Here is a 14,802-nt window from a genome sequence, read left to right as displayed (position 1 = left end):
ACGAAAAAGCCCGGCGCGATGGCCGGGCTTCGATCGTCGCGGGCGACCGTGATCAGTCCTTGAGGTCGGCCGGCACCTTGCCGCCGTTCTCCTCGAGCTTCTTGATCACCTGCTTGTGCAGCCAGACGTTCATCGTGGCCGAATCGTCCTTGTCGCCGGTGTAGTGCAGCTCGTCGGCGAGCTGCTTGCGGGCGGTCAGGCTCGAATCGAGATCGAGGAGCTTCATCAGGTCCACGATCGAGGTGCGCCAGTTCAGCGTCTGGGAATTCTTCTGGGCCATGCCGTTGAGCACCGCCTCCACGTCCACGGGCTCGCCCGAGGCGGACGGCGTCGCGTCGGCCGTGGTGGTCGAGGCCGGGCTGCTGGCGCCGCCGGCATCCGCGGTCGAGGGGGCCGCCGCGGAGGAGGCGCCTCCGAACGGATGCAGGATCTTGCTGACGATGCTGCCGAGTAGGCTCATGAGATCATTCCCTCGATCGATGCCGCGGAAAAGCGCCGCAGTCGCGTGACAACGGGAGCCGGACCGGCCTGTTCCGACCGCGCCGCAACGTCAGCGGAAGAGCGGCAGGGCGGCTCCGAGCAGGGCGAGGCCGGCGAGCAGGCAGAGCCCGCTCCATCGTTCCAGCATCGGCGCCCGATCCGGGTCGCGCGTCGACATGCGGGCAAGGCCAACGCCGCAGGTCAGGCAAGCGAAGCTGAGCATCGCGACGATCATCCCCAAGGCAGACTTCTCTGGTGGAAAGGATGGATGCCTTATACAGAAATGAATGGCAATAAAATTCGACTCTGTGGATATCTCTCAGACACGCTTTCTATGAGTACAGAACCGTTTTCCAGCATCTGAAAGTTGCATTGGAATACCTAGGCGATTTTGCGCGGATTCATCCTTCGTAACCATGTGGTCGCAATCGAAGTGCTTGCCACGCGCGAGCGAGGGCGGATGGCGTTTTCCGCGCGCCGATTTGCACTTTCGCCGGCCTGTGGCATGGGAGCGGCCGAAGCCTCTCCGCTCCCGAGCCCGGAAATCCCGAGCCCATGCGTCAGTTCCCCAATCGCCGGACGATCCTCGCTGCAGGCCTGCTCGCGTTCGGGGCGGATGCCCTCGGGACGGGCTCCGCGACGGCGCAGGCCGCGCCGGTGCCCGTCCGCATCGGCGTGATCCCGGTGATCGGCGCGGCACCGATCTTCGTCGCCAACGGAGAGGGCTGGCTCGAGGCCGCCGGTCTCAAGCCGGGATTCACCACCTTCGAGTCCGGGCCGAACATGATCCAGGCGCTGGCCTCCGGCACCATCGACGTCTACGTCGCGGGCATCGCGCCGCTGGCGGTGGCGCGCACCAAGAACATCGACGTGCGCGTGGTCGCCGCGACCGCGGTCGAGGAGATGGTGTTCGTCGCCGGCCCCAAGCTCGCGCCCTACTTCGCGGCGACCGCCGACAAGGCGGAGGCCTTCCGCCGCTACCGGGAGAAGGAGGGCCGCGCCGCCCGCCTCGCGACCCAGCCGCCGGGCTCGGTGCCGAACACCACGCTGCAGCACTGGCTCTGGCAGGTGGCCAAGACCGACAAAACGAACGCCGAGGTCGTCGCCATGGGCATCGACGCGACGCAGCAGGCTCTGCTCGCCGGCGCCGTCGACGGCGCCTCGATCCGCGAGCCGGCGCTGACGATCGTCCAGCAGCGCAACCCGGCGATCGCCCTGATCGCCACCGGCGCCGAGATGTTCCCCGACCAGCCCGGCACCGTGGTCGCCGTCTCGGGCGCCTTCGCCGACAGGAACCCGGCCGCGGTGCAGGGCCTCGTCGACGCGCTGGTGAAGGCGACCGACCTGCTCAAGACCGATCCGGCCCGCGCCGCGCCGCCGGTCGAGAAGGCGCTCGGCAAGGGCATCACCGATCTCGCCACGATCCGGAAGGCGTTGTCCTCGCCGGCGGCGAAGTTCACCGCCGACCCGCGGGTGATCGTCGAGGCGACGCGGAAGATGCAGGCCTATCAGGTGAGCATCGGCACCCTCGACAAGGACGTGCCGATCGACGGCCTGTTCGTGCCGGGCTTCTACGAGAAGGCGATCGCGCGCTGACCGTCCTCCGCGCGATCCTGCTGTCAACCCTCGGGCTCGCCGCCTTCCTCCTGGTCTGGGAGGCGGCGCCCCGGCTCGGGCTGATCAACCCGGCCTTCCTGCCGCCGCCGAGCACGATCCCGGCCGCGTTCCTGCGCGAGATCGAGCTCGGGGTGTGGTTCGAGGCGGTGGCGTCGAGCCTGAGCCACTACCTCGTCGGCCTCGCCGTCGGCGCGGGCGCCGGGATCGCGCTCGGCCTCGTCGGCGGCATGTTGCGGACCTTCGAGGCCGCGACCGCCTGGGTTGTGCGCCTGCTGCGGCCGATCCCGGGCCTCGCCTGGGTGCCGTTCGCCATCATCTGGTTCGGCGTCGAGCCGTCGGCGGCCGTGTTCATCATCGCCATCGGCGTGTTCTGGATCGTCTTCTTCGCGACGCAGGGCGCCGTGCGCGGCGTCGACCGCGACCTGATTGAGGTGGCACAGGCCTTCGGCTTCCGCTCGGCCCCCGCACGTCTGACCAAGATCCTGCTGCCGGCGGCGACGCCGGGCATCCTCGTCGGCCTGCGCACGGCGCTCGGCCAAGCCTGGATGGCGGTGGTCGCGGCGGAGATCTTCGGCGTGCCGGGCGTCGGGCAGCGGATGATGCAGGCCTCGAGCCTGCTCTCCACCGACATCGTGGTCGTCTACATGCTCACCATGGCCGGGCTCTACGGATTGTTCGATTCGGCGTTCGTCGCCCTGCAGGGCTGGCTCCTGCGCTGGCGGGCCTGAGCGCATGGCGACCCAGGCCGACACCGCCATGCGCGACCCGATCATCGCCTTCCGGGCCTTGAGCCTCGCCTACGCGCGCGGGGGCACGCGCAACGTCATCCTGTCGGACCTCGACCTCACCGTCGCGCGCGGCGAGTTCCTGGTGATCGTCGGCGAATCCGGCGTCGGCAAGTCGACGCTCTTGCGGGTGCTGATCGGCCTCGCCGCGCCGAGCTCGGGCACGGTCGAGCTGGCGACGCGGCCCGGCTGCCGCACGCCGATGGCCCTGGTGTTCCAGGATGCGCGCCTGCTGCCGTGGCGGCGGGTCGTCGACAACGTCGCCTTCGGCCTGGAGAACAGCGGCCTGTCGCGTTCCCAGCGTCGGGCCAAGGCCGCCGAGATGCTGGCCCTCGTCGGGCTCGACGATCTCGCCCAGCGCTGGCCGCACCAGCTCTCGGGCGGGCAGCGCCAGCGCGTCGCCATCGCCCGTGCGCTCGCGGTCGACCCGGACGTGCTGCTCATGGACGAGCCGTTCTCGGCCCTCGACAGCTTCACCCGCGAGGGTCTCCAGGACGAGGTGCAGCGCATCCAGGCCGCCACCGGCAAGACGGTGCTGTTCGTGACCCACGACATCGACGAGGCGGTGACGCTGGCCGACCGGGTGGTGGTGCTGGCCGGCAAGCCCGGCCGCGTGTCGGCGGAGGTGCGGATCGACCTGCCCCGTCCGCGCAGGCGGCGCGATGGCGCATTGCTCGAAGCGGCACGGCGCCTGCGGAGCGAGCTCTCCCGCGATTCGGCCGAACTCTGACGCCGCGATCAGTTGCCGGAATACGCCCGCAGCATGCCGACGATGCGGTTCCGGATCTCGGGATCGCGCACCCGCAGGAACGCCGTCATCAGCAGCTCGCACTCGGCCGCCGAGGGCGTCGCGGCGCTGGAGGCTTGCACCTCGTCGCGGAAGAAATCCTGGACCGGGATCGCGAGCACGGCGGCGATCTTGCCCAGGACCTGCAGGCCGTTCGACGGATGCAGGCCGTCCTGCAGGCGGCGCGTGGTTCCCAGGTTGGTCATCGGTTTCGCCCGCCCAGATTTCCGGCTTCTGTTCGCATAGTCACACGCGAGCGCGAACGGGCCCATCGGTCGAAACCGTATTCACGGAATTCGTTGTGCACGCAACGACAAGTTTCGATGCTGCGTAGAAAATACGAAATGGCGTGAATGCCGGCGCGGCCTCGCTCCGAAGCTGCCCTGGATCAGCCGAACAATGCGGAGACCGCCAGCCCGGCCAACGCGATCACACCGAGCAGGCGGCGCCAGGGGTTCACGCCGCGCAGGATCTCGTCCGCCGCCCACCAGGCGAGCGCCGCGCCGGACGCGATCCGAAGCCACATCCCGACGTCATTCTGCCCGCCGTCAGCCTTCGGCGCGAGCAGCCATCGCGCGGCAGACAATCCCAGGAACAACCAGAGCGGCAGATTGGGCCATTGTCCAATCACGATCGCGCCGGTGTTCCGGTCGCGGAACGTCCAATCGACGGCACGGCGCAGGGCCGACATCCGGGGGTCAGACCTTGTCGCTGCCCTCGGCCTGACGGATGGGCGCGCAGATCTGCGGGCTCACCTTGTCGAGGTGCACGCAGGCGTTGTCGCGATACCAAGTGCGCAGGCCGGGCTGGGTCGGCGCGATGTACATCGCGACGAGGACGAAGCCGGCGGCGAGCACGATGAGGGTGAGGAGGAGGTTGCGCATCACGGGGCTCCGATCGGGACGGGCTGCCGCCAAGCGACCGGACGTCCATGAAAAAGGCCCGCCTGCCGGGAAAGGCGCGGGCCGAGCGGTCGTCGCGGCACCTCAACATGGAGGCAGGTTCCGCGCACCCAACGAGCGGGATGCGGCTCGGGTTCCGGCGAGCCGCCGCGGCGGGAACATGGTTGACGGCGGCCTGACGAATGTCGGAGGCCTTAACGAGGCGTGAAGCACGTCTCCGGGAAGTCCGGGACGGCCGGTTAAGAAAGCCTGAAACGATTCGCTCGAAATCGCGCGACGGCGGAGGGTGAGGAGGCCGGGCTGGTCCCGGTCTTCAGCGTTCAAGCACGTGCGGGCGGCAGCCATGACCGAGACGATCGACGACCTCAAGTTCCTGATGACGCTCGCCTTCGTGGTCTTCGGCGGCTTCGGTCTCGACGCCCTGCTGCGCTGAGGCGAGCGCGGAGCGCGCGGCGTCAACGCACCGAGGCGCCGAACGCGCTTCGAAGGGCGAGCAGCGCGTCGGAGGGATCGATCGGCTCGGGCGGCCGCATCGTCGCGCCGAGCCGGATGGCAGGCGCCGGGCGGGCGGTGGCAGCCGGCCGAGGCTTCGGCAGCCGCACGTCCGGGACCTGCCCGGACCGCAGGAAGCGGGCGAGCTCGGCGGCCTTGGCACGTTGCTCCCGGTGAAGGCGGAAAAGCGCCACGACGATCCCGATGGCTCCGGCGCCTTCCAGACAGGCGGCGATCACGTAACCGGGGGCCATGGTCGTTGCTCCTTCGAACACGGCCGGGGCGCATGGGCGAGCCCGCCGCCGTTCAGGGCCCGGTTCTCGAAGGTTATGGTTACCGGGGTGTTAACCGCCCCGGCCGCGGGGCCCAGCTCGGGGTTTCGTGATCGCGACCGCGCGCTCCGCCGGGTTCGGGCCCGGCGGACGCGGATCGCCCTGCGTCCGATCCGATCGATCGCCGTCGATCAGGCCGCGCGGATGGCCGACAGGAACGCCTCGACCTCGCGCTGCACGTTCACCGATTGCGTGGCCAGCTCGTTGGCCGCCATCGTCACCTGCTGGGCGGCGGTCCCGGTCTCCCCGGCCGAGGCCAGCACCTGCGCCACGTTCCGCGAGACGTCCTGCGTCCCGTGCGCCGCCTCGACGGCGTTGCGGGAGATCTCGTCGGTCGCGGCCGTCTGCTCGACGACGGTGGACGCGATGGTGCCGGTGATCGCGTTGACCGACACGATGGTCTGCCCGACCTGCCGGATGGTCGCGGCCGCCTGGCTGCTGGCGTTCTGGATCGCCAGGATCTGGCCGCCGATCTCGTCCGTCGCCCGCGCGGTCTGGCCCGCCAGCGCCTTGACCTCGGCGGCGACCACCGCGAAGCCGCGGCCCGCCTCCCCGGCCCGCGCCGCCTCGATCGTGGCGTTCAAGGCCAGCAGGTTGGTCTGCCCGGCGATCGCGGTGATGGTGGCCACGGCCTCGCCGATCCGTTCCGCCGCCTCCGACAGCGTCGCCATCGCGGCGTCGGTGGCGCGCGCCTCGCGGGATGCGGTGGCGGCGACCGCGTTCGATTCCTGCACCTGGCGCTCGATCTCCCGAAGCGAGGCGACCATCTCCTCGGCGGCGGCGGCGACCGTCTGGACGTTCGCCGAGGTCTCCTCCGCCGCCGCACTGGATGCCAGGGCCTGGTTGCTGGTGGCGTCGGCCACCTGGGTCATCGAGCGGGCGGTCGCGTCGAGCTCGGTCGCGGCCGAGGTGACGATGCCGATCGCGCCCGCGATCGTCCGGTCGAAATCGACCACGAGCTGGTCGACCCGGTCGGCCCGGCGCTGCCGGGCGGATTGCTCCGCGACCTTTTGGGCTTCCAGGGCGAGGCGCTCGATCCCGTTCTGGCGGAAGACGTCGACCGCCCGGGCCATCTCGCCGATCTCGTCGCGGCGCGCGATCCCCGGAATGTCCACGGCGGTCGCGCCGCGGGCGAGCCGGCTCATCGTGTCGGTGAGCCCGTAGATCGGGCGGGTGACCTGCCGCCCGATGAGGAAGGCGGCGCTGCCGACCAGCAGCGCGATGCCGCCGAGGCCGAGCGACAGCTTGATCACGAGGGCCTTGAGGTGGGCCAGCGTGTCGTCGGCGTAGACGCCCGAGCCGATGATCCAGCCCCACGGCTCGAAGCGCTTCACGAACGAGATCTTGTCGACGGGCTGCTCGGCCCCGGGTTTCGGCCACATGTAGGACACGAAGCCGGCCCCCCGTCTCCGTGCCACGTCGGCCATCTCGACGAACAGGGCCTTGCCCACCGGATCCTTCAGCGCGGCGAGATCCGTGCCGTCGAGAGCCGGCTTGATCGGATGCATCACCATCCGCACCTGGTCGTCGATGATGTAGAAGTATTCGTTCGCGCCATATCGCAGGTTCCGTACGACCTCGAGCGCCGACCGCCTGGCGGCCACTTCGGTCATCCGGCCGGACCGCGCCTCCCCCTCGAAATGCTCGAGCACGCCGGCGGCGACCTCGACCAGCTGCTGCGTCTTGACCGCCCGGCTGTTCGTCACCTCGTTGCGGAGTTCGATGACCGAGAGGGCGATGAGGCTCACCAGCCCCAGCACGCAGATCACCGTGATCGCGTGGATCTTCGTACCGATCGACAAGCTCATGATTCACCGCGGCACGAAGACGAATCCCTATCCGTAGGAGTGATGTCCGCATCCGGTTAAGGGACGGTGAATTCGAACCTAGGATGCGCGAAGCTGCGGCGTCGCGAAAGCGAAGCCCGGTTCCGTGCATGCACGTTCGAAAGCCGGACGGCGATCAGGGATGGGGACCGATCGCGCCTCTGCCCGACACCACGCGTAGGTGGAATTCGACACCGGATCGGGCGACACCGGCGTCGTCAGATGCAGGGCCTGCAGGGCGACGCCTTTCCCGATCGCGGCGTCCACCGCGACGTCGCGGAGAATGCCCGCCGCGTCGTGACCGACGCCGAGACCGCGGCATGGGCGCCCCCTGACAAGCCGTTCACGACGCTGATCGTCACCTTCGCGGCCAAGGGTAGCTGCCTCTGCGCGGCCGTTGCCGGGCACCGAAGCGCGGCCGACCGGGAGGCGCACCAGGCGATGGGGTTACACAAGGGCTGGGGGCATCTGCGCCGACCAGCGCCCGGCGCTCGCCGCCCCGTAACTTTTTCGGCCGACGTCCGGTCGATGCCGGCCGGAAAGTGATCCCGGAAACGAAAAAGGCCGCCCTCTCGGGCGGCCTTTCGCGCGAACGTCGAACCGATCACATGCGGTGGCGACGGTGATGCATCATGCGGTGGCGGCGCTGGTGGCGCATCATCGGACGCGCCATCGGACGCATGCCGGGGCGCATCGACGAGCCCATCTCCGGCGTGCCGCCCGGCGCACCCATCGCGCGCTCCATGCCGCCGCGCGGGCCGCCGGCCTGGGAGCCGGACGAGTTGTAGGGGGAGTTCCCCTGGGCGAAGGCGGTCGCGGACATGAGCGTCAGCGACGCGGCGATCAGGAACAGTTTCTTCATTGGGGAAGTCCTTGGGTCGTCTGCGGAGGCGGAGCCTCCGCCTCGAACGGCGCCGCTGCCCGATTCGGCGTCGGCGTACGCTGGTGAACCGTCGCCGTCGCGTCGGGGTTCCTCCGCCGGGAAGCGATTCCGCGGGCGCGACGATCCGATCGGCTCGCTCTACTCACGGTTAGTGATCGAACTCGGTATTCCACCCCCGTGCGGACGCGCTTCGCGCAGGCCGCCGCCGGTGCGGTTCCCCACGTCGGACGCGACATCAATCCCGTTCCGCGATGGCATCCACCAAGCGCTGGAAATGGTCTAGGGAGGCGCAGCTTCGGACCGCGGATGCGGCCGCACGAAGGGGGACGCTCATGGATCCGGTACTGATCACCGGGGCGGCCGGGTTCATCGGGTACCACGTCGCCGAGCGCTACCTCGCGGCCGGCCGGCCGGTGATCGGCATCGACAACCTCAACGCCTATTACGACGTCGGCCTGAAGCAGGCGCGGCTCGCACGGCTCGAGGCCCATCCGAACTTCCGCTTCCTGAAGCTCGACATCGCCGAGGCCGATGCCGTCGATGCGCTGTTCGCCGAGCACCGCTTCCGGCTCGTGGTCCACCTCGCGGCGCAGGCGGGCGTGCGCTACTCGCTCGAGAACCCGCCCGCCTACGCGCGCAGCAACGTCGACGGATTCCTGAACATCCTCGAAGGTTGCCGCCATCACGGCTGCGCGCACCTCGTCTACGCCTCGTCGAGCTCGGTCTACGGCGCGCTCACCAAGATGCCGTTCTCGGTCCACGACAACGTCGACCACCCGGTCAGCCTGTACGCGGCGACCAAGAAGGCGAACGAACTGTTCGCCCATTCCTACAGCCACCTCTACGGTCTGCCGACCACGGGCCTGCGCTTCTTCACGGTCTACGGCCCCTGGTACCGGCCCGACATGGCGTTGTTCCTGTTCACCCGGGCGATCCTCGCAGGCGAGCCGATCTCGGTGTTCAACAACGGGCTGATGCAGCGCGACTTCACCTACGTCGACGACGTGGTCGACGGGGTGGTGCGGATCGGCGAGCGCATCGCCGCGCCGAACCCGGGCTGGGACGGTGCACGCCCCGACCCGGGCACGAGCGCCGCGCCCTACCGGCTCTACAATATCGGCAACAACCAGCCGGTGCAGCTGCTCCACCTGATCGACGTGCTGGAAGGCTGCCTCGGCGTGAAGGCGGTCCGGCGGATGCTGCCGATGCAGGCCGGCGACGTGCCGGCGACCTTCGCCGACGTGGACGACCTCTCCGCCGCCGTCGGCTTCGCGCCGTCGACCCCGATCGAGGCCGGCGTCGAGCGGTTCGTGCGCTGGTATCGCGCGTATTACCGGGCCTGACCTTCGGACGGCTTGATCTTCAGCTGGTCGATCACCCAGCGCCACGTCCCGTCCGCCTGCTCGCGCGCGGTCTCCGCGGAGATCGTGCCGTTGGGCAGCCGCGCGAACGTCATCGCGATCGGCCCGTTGCGCAGCGGCGGCAGCACGTCCGCGGCCGGGAAGTCCGAGCGCCGGGACAGCAGGTCGGCGTAGAAGGCGCGGATCTCCGCGTGCCCGGTGGCGACGATGCGGCCCGCGGCGAGCACCGCATCGGGCTCGTAGAGTGCGACGAGCCCCTCGACGTCGCCGGCATTGGCGCGCTGGTTGAACAGGCGGGCCAACGCCTCCGGCGTCTCGGCGCCCGCCCTGTGCATGTCCGACATCGCATCTCCTCTCGTGGTGGGCGCCGCGCTTCCGCTTCGCGGGGCCGCCGTCAGGTCAACGCCGTGCCGGTGCCGTCGTGCACCGAGACGGCGATGGGAATGCCGAGCTTCACGCTCTCCGACACCGTGCAGAACCGCTGGAACTGGTCGAGCACCCGGTCGATCCGCGGCATGTCGGCGGCTGCGGCGCCGAGCGCGATCCGCACGTCGACGCCGACGATCCGAAGGCGGTCGGCCTCGTTGCGCGCGATCCGGCAGGTGGCTTCCGCGGACACGCCCTTGCCGTCCTGGCGGAACTTCCCCAGCGCGAAGACCAGGCTGGCGCACAAGCAGTTCGCCACGCCGGCGATCAGCAGCTGTTCCGGATGGGGGCCGGTCCCGCCGCCGATCGGCTCCGCCTCATCCACGCGCAAGGCCGGCAATGCTTTGCCGAAATCCACCGTGAAGACGTAATCGCCGACCTGGCTGATCGTGATGCTCGGCGCCGGCGTCATCGCATTGCTCCCTGTGCTGCCGAATGTTGCGATCGGCACCGGCGTTCCGTGGTTCGAGCCCGGTCGGCTGACAGATCCGCGATTTGAAACCGAAGCGAGGCGGCGCGGGCATCGCGTGCCTTGACGCGATTTCTGCTCTGGCATACCAAATACCAAATAAGGAATCGAGCCCTCGACGGATCGTCTCGGCGATCGCGAGCGTGGCCCGGCTCCGCCGCAGGGAGAGCTTCCATGCCCGGCCGAATTCCCGACCGCTGACCTCGATCCCGATCAGGGTCCGCGTCGTCGCGTGCTCCGCGGCCCGCGCGACCGACGACGACCCTCGCGGATCGACGATCGGCGGTGGACGACGGGTCCAGGATTGATGAGCGTCCTTCATGTCTGAGGCGATCGACTTCGAACAACTGGTCTCGAATGCCGGCGACGCGATCGTGGTCTCGGATCCCGAGGGGGCGATCGTGGTGTGGAACGCCGCCGCCGAGCGCATCTTCGGGTTCACGCCGGAGGAGGCGCTCGGGCGATCGCTCGACCTGATCACCCCCGATCGCCACCGGCACCGGCACTGGGAGGGCTACCGCAAGACCATGCGCACCGGCGTCACCCGCTACGGCGCCGAGGTGCTGCGGGTGCCGGCCCTGCACAAGGACGGCCGCGCCCTGTCGATCGCCTTCACGGTCAGCATGCTGTTCGACGCCGACGAGAACGTCACCGGCATCACCGCCGTGATCCGCGACGAGACGGAACGCTGGAACGCGGAGCGCGCGATGCGGCGCCGCCTCGCCGAGCTGGAAGCCTGACGACGGCGTTCGGCGGTCCGCCGCCGGGAACAGCCGACGTCCTCGAGATCAAGGCCGGATTTCGCAAGCAAGACGGCATCCGGCCGAAAGCAACGTGACCGCGGATCGAGGCTCCGCAGAAGAGCCCGGTCTCCGCTCGCCGAACGCGGCACCGATCGAGGGTCGGCGTCGCCACCCATCCACGCAAGAGAGGAAAAGCCGACGATGAGCAAGCCACTCGAGGGGATCAAGATCATCGACTTCACCCACGTCCAGGCCGGGCCGGCCTGCACGCAGCTGCTGGCCTGGTTCGGCGCCGACGTGATCAAGGTCGAGCGCCCCGGCTCCGGCGACGTCACCCGCAACCAGCTGCGGCACGTCGAGGGCGCGGATGCGCTCTACTTCACGATGCTAAACTCCAACAAGCGCTCGCTGACCCTCGACACCAAGACGCCCGAGGGCAAGCAGGTGCTGGAAAAGCTGATCGCCGAATCCGACGTGCTCGTCGAGAATTTCGGCCCCGGCGCCCTCGACCGGATGGGCTTCTCCTGGCCGCGGATCAACGAGCTCAACCCGGGCATGATCGTCGCCTCGGTGAAGGGCTTCTCCGACGGCCACCACTACGAGGACCTCAAGGTCTACGAGAACGTCGCCCAGTGCGCCGGCGGCGCCGCCTCGACCACCGGATTCTGGGATGGGCCGCCGACGGTCAGCGCGGCGGCGCTAGGCGATTCCAACACCGGCATGCACCTCGCCATCGGCATCCTCACCGCACTCCACCAGAAGAACAAGACCGGCAAGGGCCAGAAGGTCGCCGTGTCGATGCAGGATTCGGTGCTGAACCTCTGCCGCGTGAAGCTGCGCGACCAGCAGCGGCTCGATGCGCTCGGCTACCTCGAGGAGTACCCGCAATACCCGCACGGTACGTTCACGGACGTGGTGCCGCGCGGCGGCAATGCCGGCGGCGGCGGCCAGCCCGGATGGGTGCTCAAGTGCAAGGGCTGGGAGACCGACCCGAACGCCTACATCTACTTCACGATCCAGGGCCATGCCTGGGCCCCGATCTGCCGGGCGATCGGCAAGGAGGAGTGGATCGACGATCCGGCCTACAAGACCGCGTCCGCCCGCCAGGACAAGATCATGGACATCTTCGGCACGATCGAGGAGTGGCTTGCCGACAAGACCAAGTTCGAGGCGGTCGACATCCTGCGCAAGTTCGACATCCCCTGCGCCCCGGTGATGTCGATGAAGGAGATCTCGGTCGATCCGTCCTTGCGCGCCAGCGGCACGGTCGTCGAGGTGCCGCATCCGCATCTCGGCTCGTACCTGACGGTCGGAAGCCCGATCAAGTTCTCGGACATGACGGTCGAGATCAAGTCCTCGCCGCTGCTCGGCGAGCACACCGACGAGGTGCTGGTCGACCTCGGCTACACCCAGCAGCAGATCGAGGAGCTGCATCAGGCCCGCGCGGTCTGAGCAGTCCAACGCTCTGCAAAGCCGCTTCCGGTCCCACAGGACGCGGGGGCGGCTTCCGCCGTTTTCGCGTGAGAACGACTGGATGGGTCGCGCGAAGCACCAGACGGCCCCCTCTCCCAAGGGGAGAGGGTTGGGGTGAGGGGCGTGACCTCTCCGGAAAGCTCACGCCCCTCATCCTGTCCTTCTCCCCATGGGAGAAGGGACCCGTGCCTCGTCCCGTCGGCCGTGCGAAGACGACGGCCTCGGTGGGTGTAGGCGTGACGCGGCGCTGAAACATGCAAAGGCTCGGATCCATGCAGGCCCTGTGGCGCCGGTTCGTTCCGGCCGCGACGCCGCTCAGCGTCCGCGAGCGCATCCGGTCGGCCCTCGGCGCGATGCTCGGCATTCTCGTCACCGGGGTGCTCGGCGCTTGGGCGCTGGGACCGACCACCGCCCTGCCCTTCTTGATCGCGCCGATGGGCGCCTCGGCGGTGCTCCTCTTCGCCGTGCCCGCGAGCCCTCTGGCGCAGCCGTGGTCGATCATCGGGGGAAACCTCGTCGCGGCCCTGGTCGGCGTCAGCGTCGCGACCTTCGTGCCCGATCCGGTCTCCGCGGCGGCGCTGGCCATCGCCGGCACTGTCGGCCTGATGATGGCGCTGCGCTGCGTCCACCCGCCGAGCGGCGCGGTCGCGCTCACCGCGGTCCTCGGCGGCCCGGCGATCCACGACCTCGGCTACGGCTTCGTGCTCTGGCCGGTCGCCGCGAACTCGCTGCTGCTGCTGGCCTCGGCGCTGCTGTTCAACAACCTGACGGGCCGGCCCTATCCGCATCACGCGGTCGCCGCCTCGCCCGGCCGGATCGGCGCCGAGCGCGCCACCGCACCGCTCGGCTTCACCTCCGCCGACCTCGACGCGGCGCTCGAGGACTTCGACCAGCTCCTCGACGTCGGCCGGAGCGACCTCGAGGCGATCCTGCGCCAGGCGCAGATCCGCTCCTACCGCCGGCGCTCGGGGCAGACCGACTGCGCCGCGATCATGACCCGCGACGTCGTCGCCATCGCGCCCGGCGCCCCGCTGATGGACGCCCTCGCCTTGCTCCGACGCCACCACATCAAGGTCCTGCCCGTCACCGACGAGAGCGCCCGCGTGGTCGGCATCGTCACGCAGACCGACCTCCTCGACAAGGCGGCCTGGGACCGGCGCGGCCCGCGACTCGGGCTCGGACGCCGCCTGCGCCTGACCGCATCGCGCGGGCGTGCCCCCCACGGATGCGTCGAGGACATCATGACCAGCCCGGTCGTCACCCTGCGGCCGGAAAGCCCGATCGGCGAGGTGGTTCTGCAGATGTCGGGCCTCGGCCTGCATCACCTGCCGGTGGTCGGGCCGGACGACCGCCTCGTCGGGATCGTCTCGCAGGGCGATCTCGTGGCGGCGCTGCTCACCGACGCGGAACGGCCGAGGGCCGACGCGCCGGCGCCTCGCGCACTCGCCGTCGCGCCGGCCTGATCCGCCGCGACGTCAGGGCGGGCTCGGCTCGCCGAGGAAGAACGCCACTGCCTGCGCAACCACGGCCGGATCGTAGGCGTGGGGGCCGTCGTACTCGACGTAGGTGACGTCGTAGCCGGCCCGCTCCAGCTGGGCGGCGTGGCTGCGCCCGCCATGGCCGACCGCGATCTGCGCGTCCCGGGTGCCGTGCGAGACGAAGATCCGCGGCGCGCCGGCCTGGACCTGCACGCTGAGGAAGCCGGCGGACGAGGCGATGACGTGGGTGACGACGTCGCCGTTGGTCAGGCCCGATGAGAGGGCGTAGCTGCCGCCGTCCGAATGCCCCGCGAAGGCCAGCCGCGCCGGATCGAGCAGGAACCGCGAACCGACCTCGGCGAGCGCGGCTTCGAGGCGCTCGCGGTCGGGCCCGTGGCCGGCGATGACCAGGTCCCAGGTCGGGAACAGCGATTGCGGCGCCAGCAGCAGGAAGCGGCGCGTCTCCGCATGCGCCTCCAGCATCGGCAGGATCTTCTCGGCGCTGCCCCCGCCGCCGTGAAACAGCACCACGAGCGGCGTCGGCCTGCGCGGGTCGATGCCACGCGGCACCTGCAGGATCGCGTCCCGCTCCGCAAACAGCCCGAGCGCGTGCCGCCCCGGCGCCAGCGGCGGCCGCGTCGGCAGCCGGTGCGCGAAGGCGATCCGGCCGATGAGGCGAGGGTCGATCATCGTGTTCTCGCCGAAGAACCCGGAAGGCCGTTGACGCCGAGCCCGTCATTCCAGGGCT

19 protein-coding genes are annotated in these 14,802 nt (G+C 69.8%); 8 read left to right on the top strand and 11 right to left on the bottom strand.

The window, feature by feature from the left end; translation table 11 throughout:
• Positions 1-52: 52 nt before the first annotated feature.
• Together MKK55_RS18975 and MKK55_RS18970 are read right to left on the bottom strand one after the other, a co-directional pair.
• Complete coding sequence (locus MKK55_RS18975) at positions 53-460, bottom strand: DUF3597 domain-containing protein (RefSeq protein WP_147726929.1); 408 nt, start codon at positions 458-460, stop codon at positions 53-55.
• 90 nt (positions 461-550) lie between these two features.
• The gene (locus MKK55_RS18970; RefSeq protein WP_187275349.1) at positions 551-703 is read right to left on the bottom strand and encodes a hypothetical protein; all 153 of its coding nucleotides are present in this window, start codon (positions 701-703) and stop codon (positions 551-553) included.
• A 332-nt stretch (positions 704-1,035) separates the two neighbouring features.
• On the opposite strand from MKK55_RS18970, the gene MKK55_RS18965 reads away from it, so the two are divergent.
• The 3 genes from MKK55_RS18965 to MKK55_RS18955 are packed head-to-tail and all read left to right on the top strand — an operon-like array spanning position 1,036 to position 3,612.
• Entirely contained in the window at positions 1,036-2,076 is a 1,041-nt protein-coding gene (locus tag MKK55_RS18965; RefSeq protein WP_243937129.1) for an ABC transporter substrate-binding protein, read from the top strand.
• A complete protein-coding gene (locus MKK55_RS18960) occupies positions 2,073-2,825 on the top strand; it encodes an ABC transporter permease (RefSeq protein ID WP_243937146.1) in 753 nt (250 codons plus the stop codon). The genes MKK55_RS18965 and MKK55_RS18960 overlap by 4 nt, the downstream gene beginning before the upstream one ends.
• Positions 2,826-2,853: 28 nt before the next feature.
• Positions 2,854-3,612: an ABC transporter ATP-binding protein gene (locus MKK55_RS18955; protein ID WP_147841028.1), complete on the top strand. Its 759-nt coding sequence runs from the start codon at positions 2,854-2,856 to the stop codon at positions 3,610-3,612.
• An 8-nt stretch (positions 3,613-3,620) separates the two neighbouring features.
• Here MKK55_RS18955 and MKK55_RS18950 read toward each other — a convergent pair whose 3' ends face one another.
• The 5 genes from MKK55_RS18950 to MKK55_RS18930 all read right to left on the bottom strand — a co-directional run bounded on the left by MKK55_RS18950 (position 3,621) and on the right by MKK55_RS18930 (position 7,203).
• The gene (locus MKK55_RS18950; RefSeq protein WP_243937127.1) at positions 3,621-3,875 is read right to left on the bottom strand and encodes a hypothetical protein; all 255 of its coding nucleotides are present in this window, start codon (positions 3,873-3,875) and stop codon (positions 3,621-3,623) included.
• Positions 3,876-4,057: 182 nt separating this feature from the next.
• Positions 4,058-4,351 carry a hypothetical protein gene (locus MKK55_RS18945; protein WP_147841029.1) on the bottom strand — a complete coding sequence of 98 codons (294 nt, stop codon included), beginning with the start codon at positions 4,349-4,351 and terminating at the stop codon, positions 4,058-4,060.
• A 16-nt stretch (positions 4,352-4,367) separates the two neighbouring features.
• Entirely contained in the window at positions 4,368-4,553 is a 186-nt protein-coding gene (locus MKK55_RS18940) for a hypothetical protein (protein WP_147726923.1), read from the bottom strand.
• Positions 4,554-5,026: 473 nt separating this feature from the next.
• Positions 5,027-5,317 carry a hypothetical protein gene (locus MKK55_RS18935; protein WP_243937126.1) on the bottom strand — a complete coding sequence of 97 codons (291 nt, stop codon included), beginning with the start codon at positions 5,315-5,317 and terminating at the stop codon, positions 5,027-5,029.
• 209 nt (positions 5,318-5,526) lie between these two features.
• Entirely contained in the window at positions 5,527-7,203 is a 1,677-nt protein-coding gene (locus MKK55_RS18930; RefSeq protein ID WP_243937125.1) for a methyl-accepting chemotaxis protein, read from the bottom strand.
• Positions 7,204-7,443: 240 nt separating this feature from the next.
• On the opposite strand from MKK55_RS18930, the gene MKK55_RS18925 reads away from it, so the two are divergent.
• Positions 7,444-7,767 (top strand): hypothetical protein, encoded by a 324-nt coding sequence (locus MKK55_RS18925; protein ID WP_243937124.1) that lies wholly within the window; start codon positions 7,444-7,446, stop codon positions 7,765-7,767.
• Positions 7,768-7,825: 58 nt separating this feature from the next.
• On the opposite strand, the gene MKK55_RS18920 is transcribed toward MKK55_RS18925, so the two are convergent.
• Positions 7,826-8,083 (bottom strand): hypothetical protein, encoded by a 258-nt coding sequence (locus tag MKK55_RS18920; RefSeq protein WP_147726234.1) that lies wholly within the window; start codon positions 8,081-8,083, stop codon positions 7,826-7,828.
• Positions 8,084-8,436: 353 nt separating this feature from the next.
• Between MKK55_RS18920 and MKK55_RS18915 the strand changes: the two genes are divergently transcribed.
• Positions 8,437-9,447 carry an NAD-dependent epimerase gene (locus MKK55_RS18915; RefSeq protein ID WP_243937123.1) on the top strand — a complete coding sequence of 337 codons (1,011 nt, stop codon included), beginning with the start codon at positions 8,437-8,439 and terminating at the stop codon, positions 9,445-9,447.
• On the opposite strand, the gene MKK55_RS18910 is transcribed toward MKK55_RS18915, so the two are convergent.
• Positions 9,435-9,809: a YybH family protein gene (locus MKK55_RS18910; RefSeq protein WP_409566089.1), complete on the bottom strand. Its 375-nt coding sequence runs from the start codon at positions 9,807-9,809 to the stop codon at positions 9,435-9,437. The genes MKK55_RS18915 and MKK55_RS18910 overlap by 13 nt on opposite strands.
• A gap of 50 nt (positions 9,810-9,859) precedes the next feature.
• Positions 9,860-10,303, bottom strand: a complete 444-nt coding sequence (locus MKK55_RS18905) for an OsmC family protein (protein WP_243937122.1) — start codon at positions 10,301-10,303, stop codon at positions 9,860-9,862.
• Positions 10,304-10,680: 377 nt separating this feature from the next.
• Between MKK55_RS18905 and MKK55_RS18900 the strand changes: the two genes are divergently transcribed.
• The 3 genes from MKK55_RS18900 (at position 10,681) to MKK55_RS18890 (ending at position 14,039) form a co-directional block, all read left to right on the top strand.
• Complete coding sequence (locus MKK55_RS18900) at positions 10,681-11,100, top strand: PAS domain-containing protein (protein ID WP_243937121.1); 420 nt, start codon at positions 10,681-10,683, stop codon at positions 11,098-11,100.
• Between the two features lie 204 nt (positions 11,101-11,304).
• Complete coding sequence (gene frc / locus MKK55_RS18895; protein WP_147841001.1) at positions 11,305-12,555, top strand: formyl-CoA transferase; 1,251 nt, start codon at positions 11,305-11,307, stop codon at positions 12,553-12,555.
• Positions 12,556-12,848: 293 nt separating this feature from the next.
• Complete coding sequence (locus MKK55_RS18890) at positions 12,849-14,039, top strand: HPP family protein (RefSeq protein WP_243937119.1); 1,191 nt, start codon at positions 12,849-12,851, stop codon at positions 14,037-14,039.
• Positions 14,040-14,051: 12 nt separating this feature from the next.
• Here the strand turns inward: MKK55_RS18890 and MKK55_RS18885 are convergent, their stop codons facing one another.
• Positions 14,052-14,744, bottom strand: coding sequence for an alpha/beta hydrolase (locus MKK55_RS18885; protein WP_243937118.1), 693 nt, complete (start codon positions 14,742-14,744; stop codon positions 14,052-14,054).
• Between the last annotated feature and the right edge of the window lie 58 nt (positions 14,745-14,802).

Source organism: Methylobacterium sp. J-059, assembly GCF_022829485.1.
GTDB lineage: Bacteria > Pseudomonadota > Alphaproteobacteria > Rhizobiales > Beijerinckiaceae > Methylobacterium.
This window is presented reverse-complemented; position numbering and strand designations above follow the sequence as displayed.

Excerpts from the sequence above, each read along its gene's own strand:
- MKK55_RS18975 (WP_147726929.1), bottom strand. The coding sequence starts at position 460 with ATGAGCCTACTCGGCAGCATCGTCAGCAAGATCCTGCATCCGTTCGGA.
- MKK55_RS18970 (WP_187275349.1), bottom strand. The coding sequence starts at position 703 with ATGCTCAGCTTCGCTTGCCTGACCTGCGGCGTTGGCCTTGCCCGCATG.
- MKK55_RS18965 (WP_243937129.1), top strand. The coding sequence starts at position 1,036 with ATGCGTCAGTTCCCCAATCGCCGGACGATCCTCGCTGCAGGCCTGCTC.
- MKK55_RS18955 (WP_147841028.1), top strand. The coding sequence starts at position 2,854 with ATGCGCGACCCGATCATCGCCTTCCGGGCCTTGAGCCTCGCCTACGCG.
- MKK55_RS18950 (WP_243937127.1), bottom strand. The coding sequence starts at position 3,875 with ATGACCAACCTGGGAACCACGCGCCGCCTGCAGGACGGCCTGCATCCG.
- MKK55_RS18940 (WP_147726923.1), bottom strand. The coding sequence starts at position 4,553 with ATGCGCAACCTCCTCCTCACCCTCATCGTGCTCGCCGCCGGCTTCGTC.
- MKK55_RS18935 (WP_243937126.1), bottom strand. The coding sequence starts at position 5,317 with ATGGCCCCCGGTTACGTGATCGCCGCCTGTCTGGAAGGCGCCGGAGCC.
- MKK55_RS18930 (WP_243937125.1), bottom strand. The coding sequence starts at position 7,203 with ATGAGCTTGTCGATCGGTACGAAGATCCACGCGATCACGGTGATCTGC.
- MKK55_RS18925 (WP_243937124.1), top strand. The coding sequence starts at position 7,444 with ATGCAGGGCCTGCAGGGCGACGCCTTTCCCGATCGCGGCGTCCACCGC.
- MKK55_RS18920 (WP_147726234.1), bottom strand. The coding sequence starts at position 8,083 with ATGAAGAAACTGTTCCTGATCGCCGCGTCGCTGACGCTCATGTCCGCG.
- MKK55_RS18915 (WP_243937123.1), top strand. The coding sequence starts at position 8,437 with ATGGATCCGGTACTGATCACCGGGGCGGCCGGGTTCATCGGGTACCAC.
- MKK55_RS18910 (WP_409566089.1), bottom strand. The coding sequence starts at position 9,809 with ATGTCGGACATGCACAGGGCGGGCGCCGAGACGCCGGAGGCGTTGGCC.
- MKK55_RS18905 (WP_243937122.1), bottom strand. The coding sequence starts at position 10,303 with ATGACGCCGGCGCCGAGCATCACGATCAGCCAGGTCGGCGATTACGTC.
- MKK55_RS18900 (WP_243937121.1), top strand. The coding sequence starts at position 10,681 with ATGTCTGAGGCGATCGACTTCGAACAACTGGTCTCGAATGCCGGCGAC.
- frc (WP_147841001.1), top strand. The coding sequence starts at position 11,305 with ATGAGCAAGCCACTCGAGGGGATCAAGATCATCGACTTCACCCACGTC.
- MKK55_RS18890 (WP_243937119.1), top strand. The coding sequence starts at position 12,849 with ATGCAGGCCCTGTGGCGCCGGTTCGTTCCGGCCGCGACGCCGCTCAGC.
- MKK55_RS18885 (WP_243937118.1), bottom strand. The coding sequence starts at position 14,744 with ATGATCGACCCTCGCCTCATCGGCCGGATCGCCTTCGCGCACCGGCTG.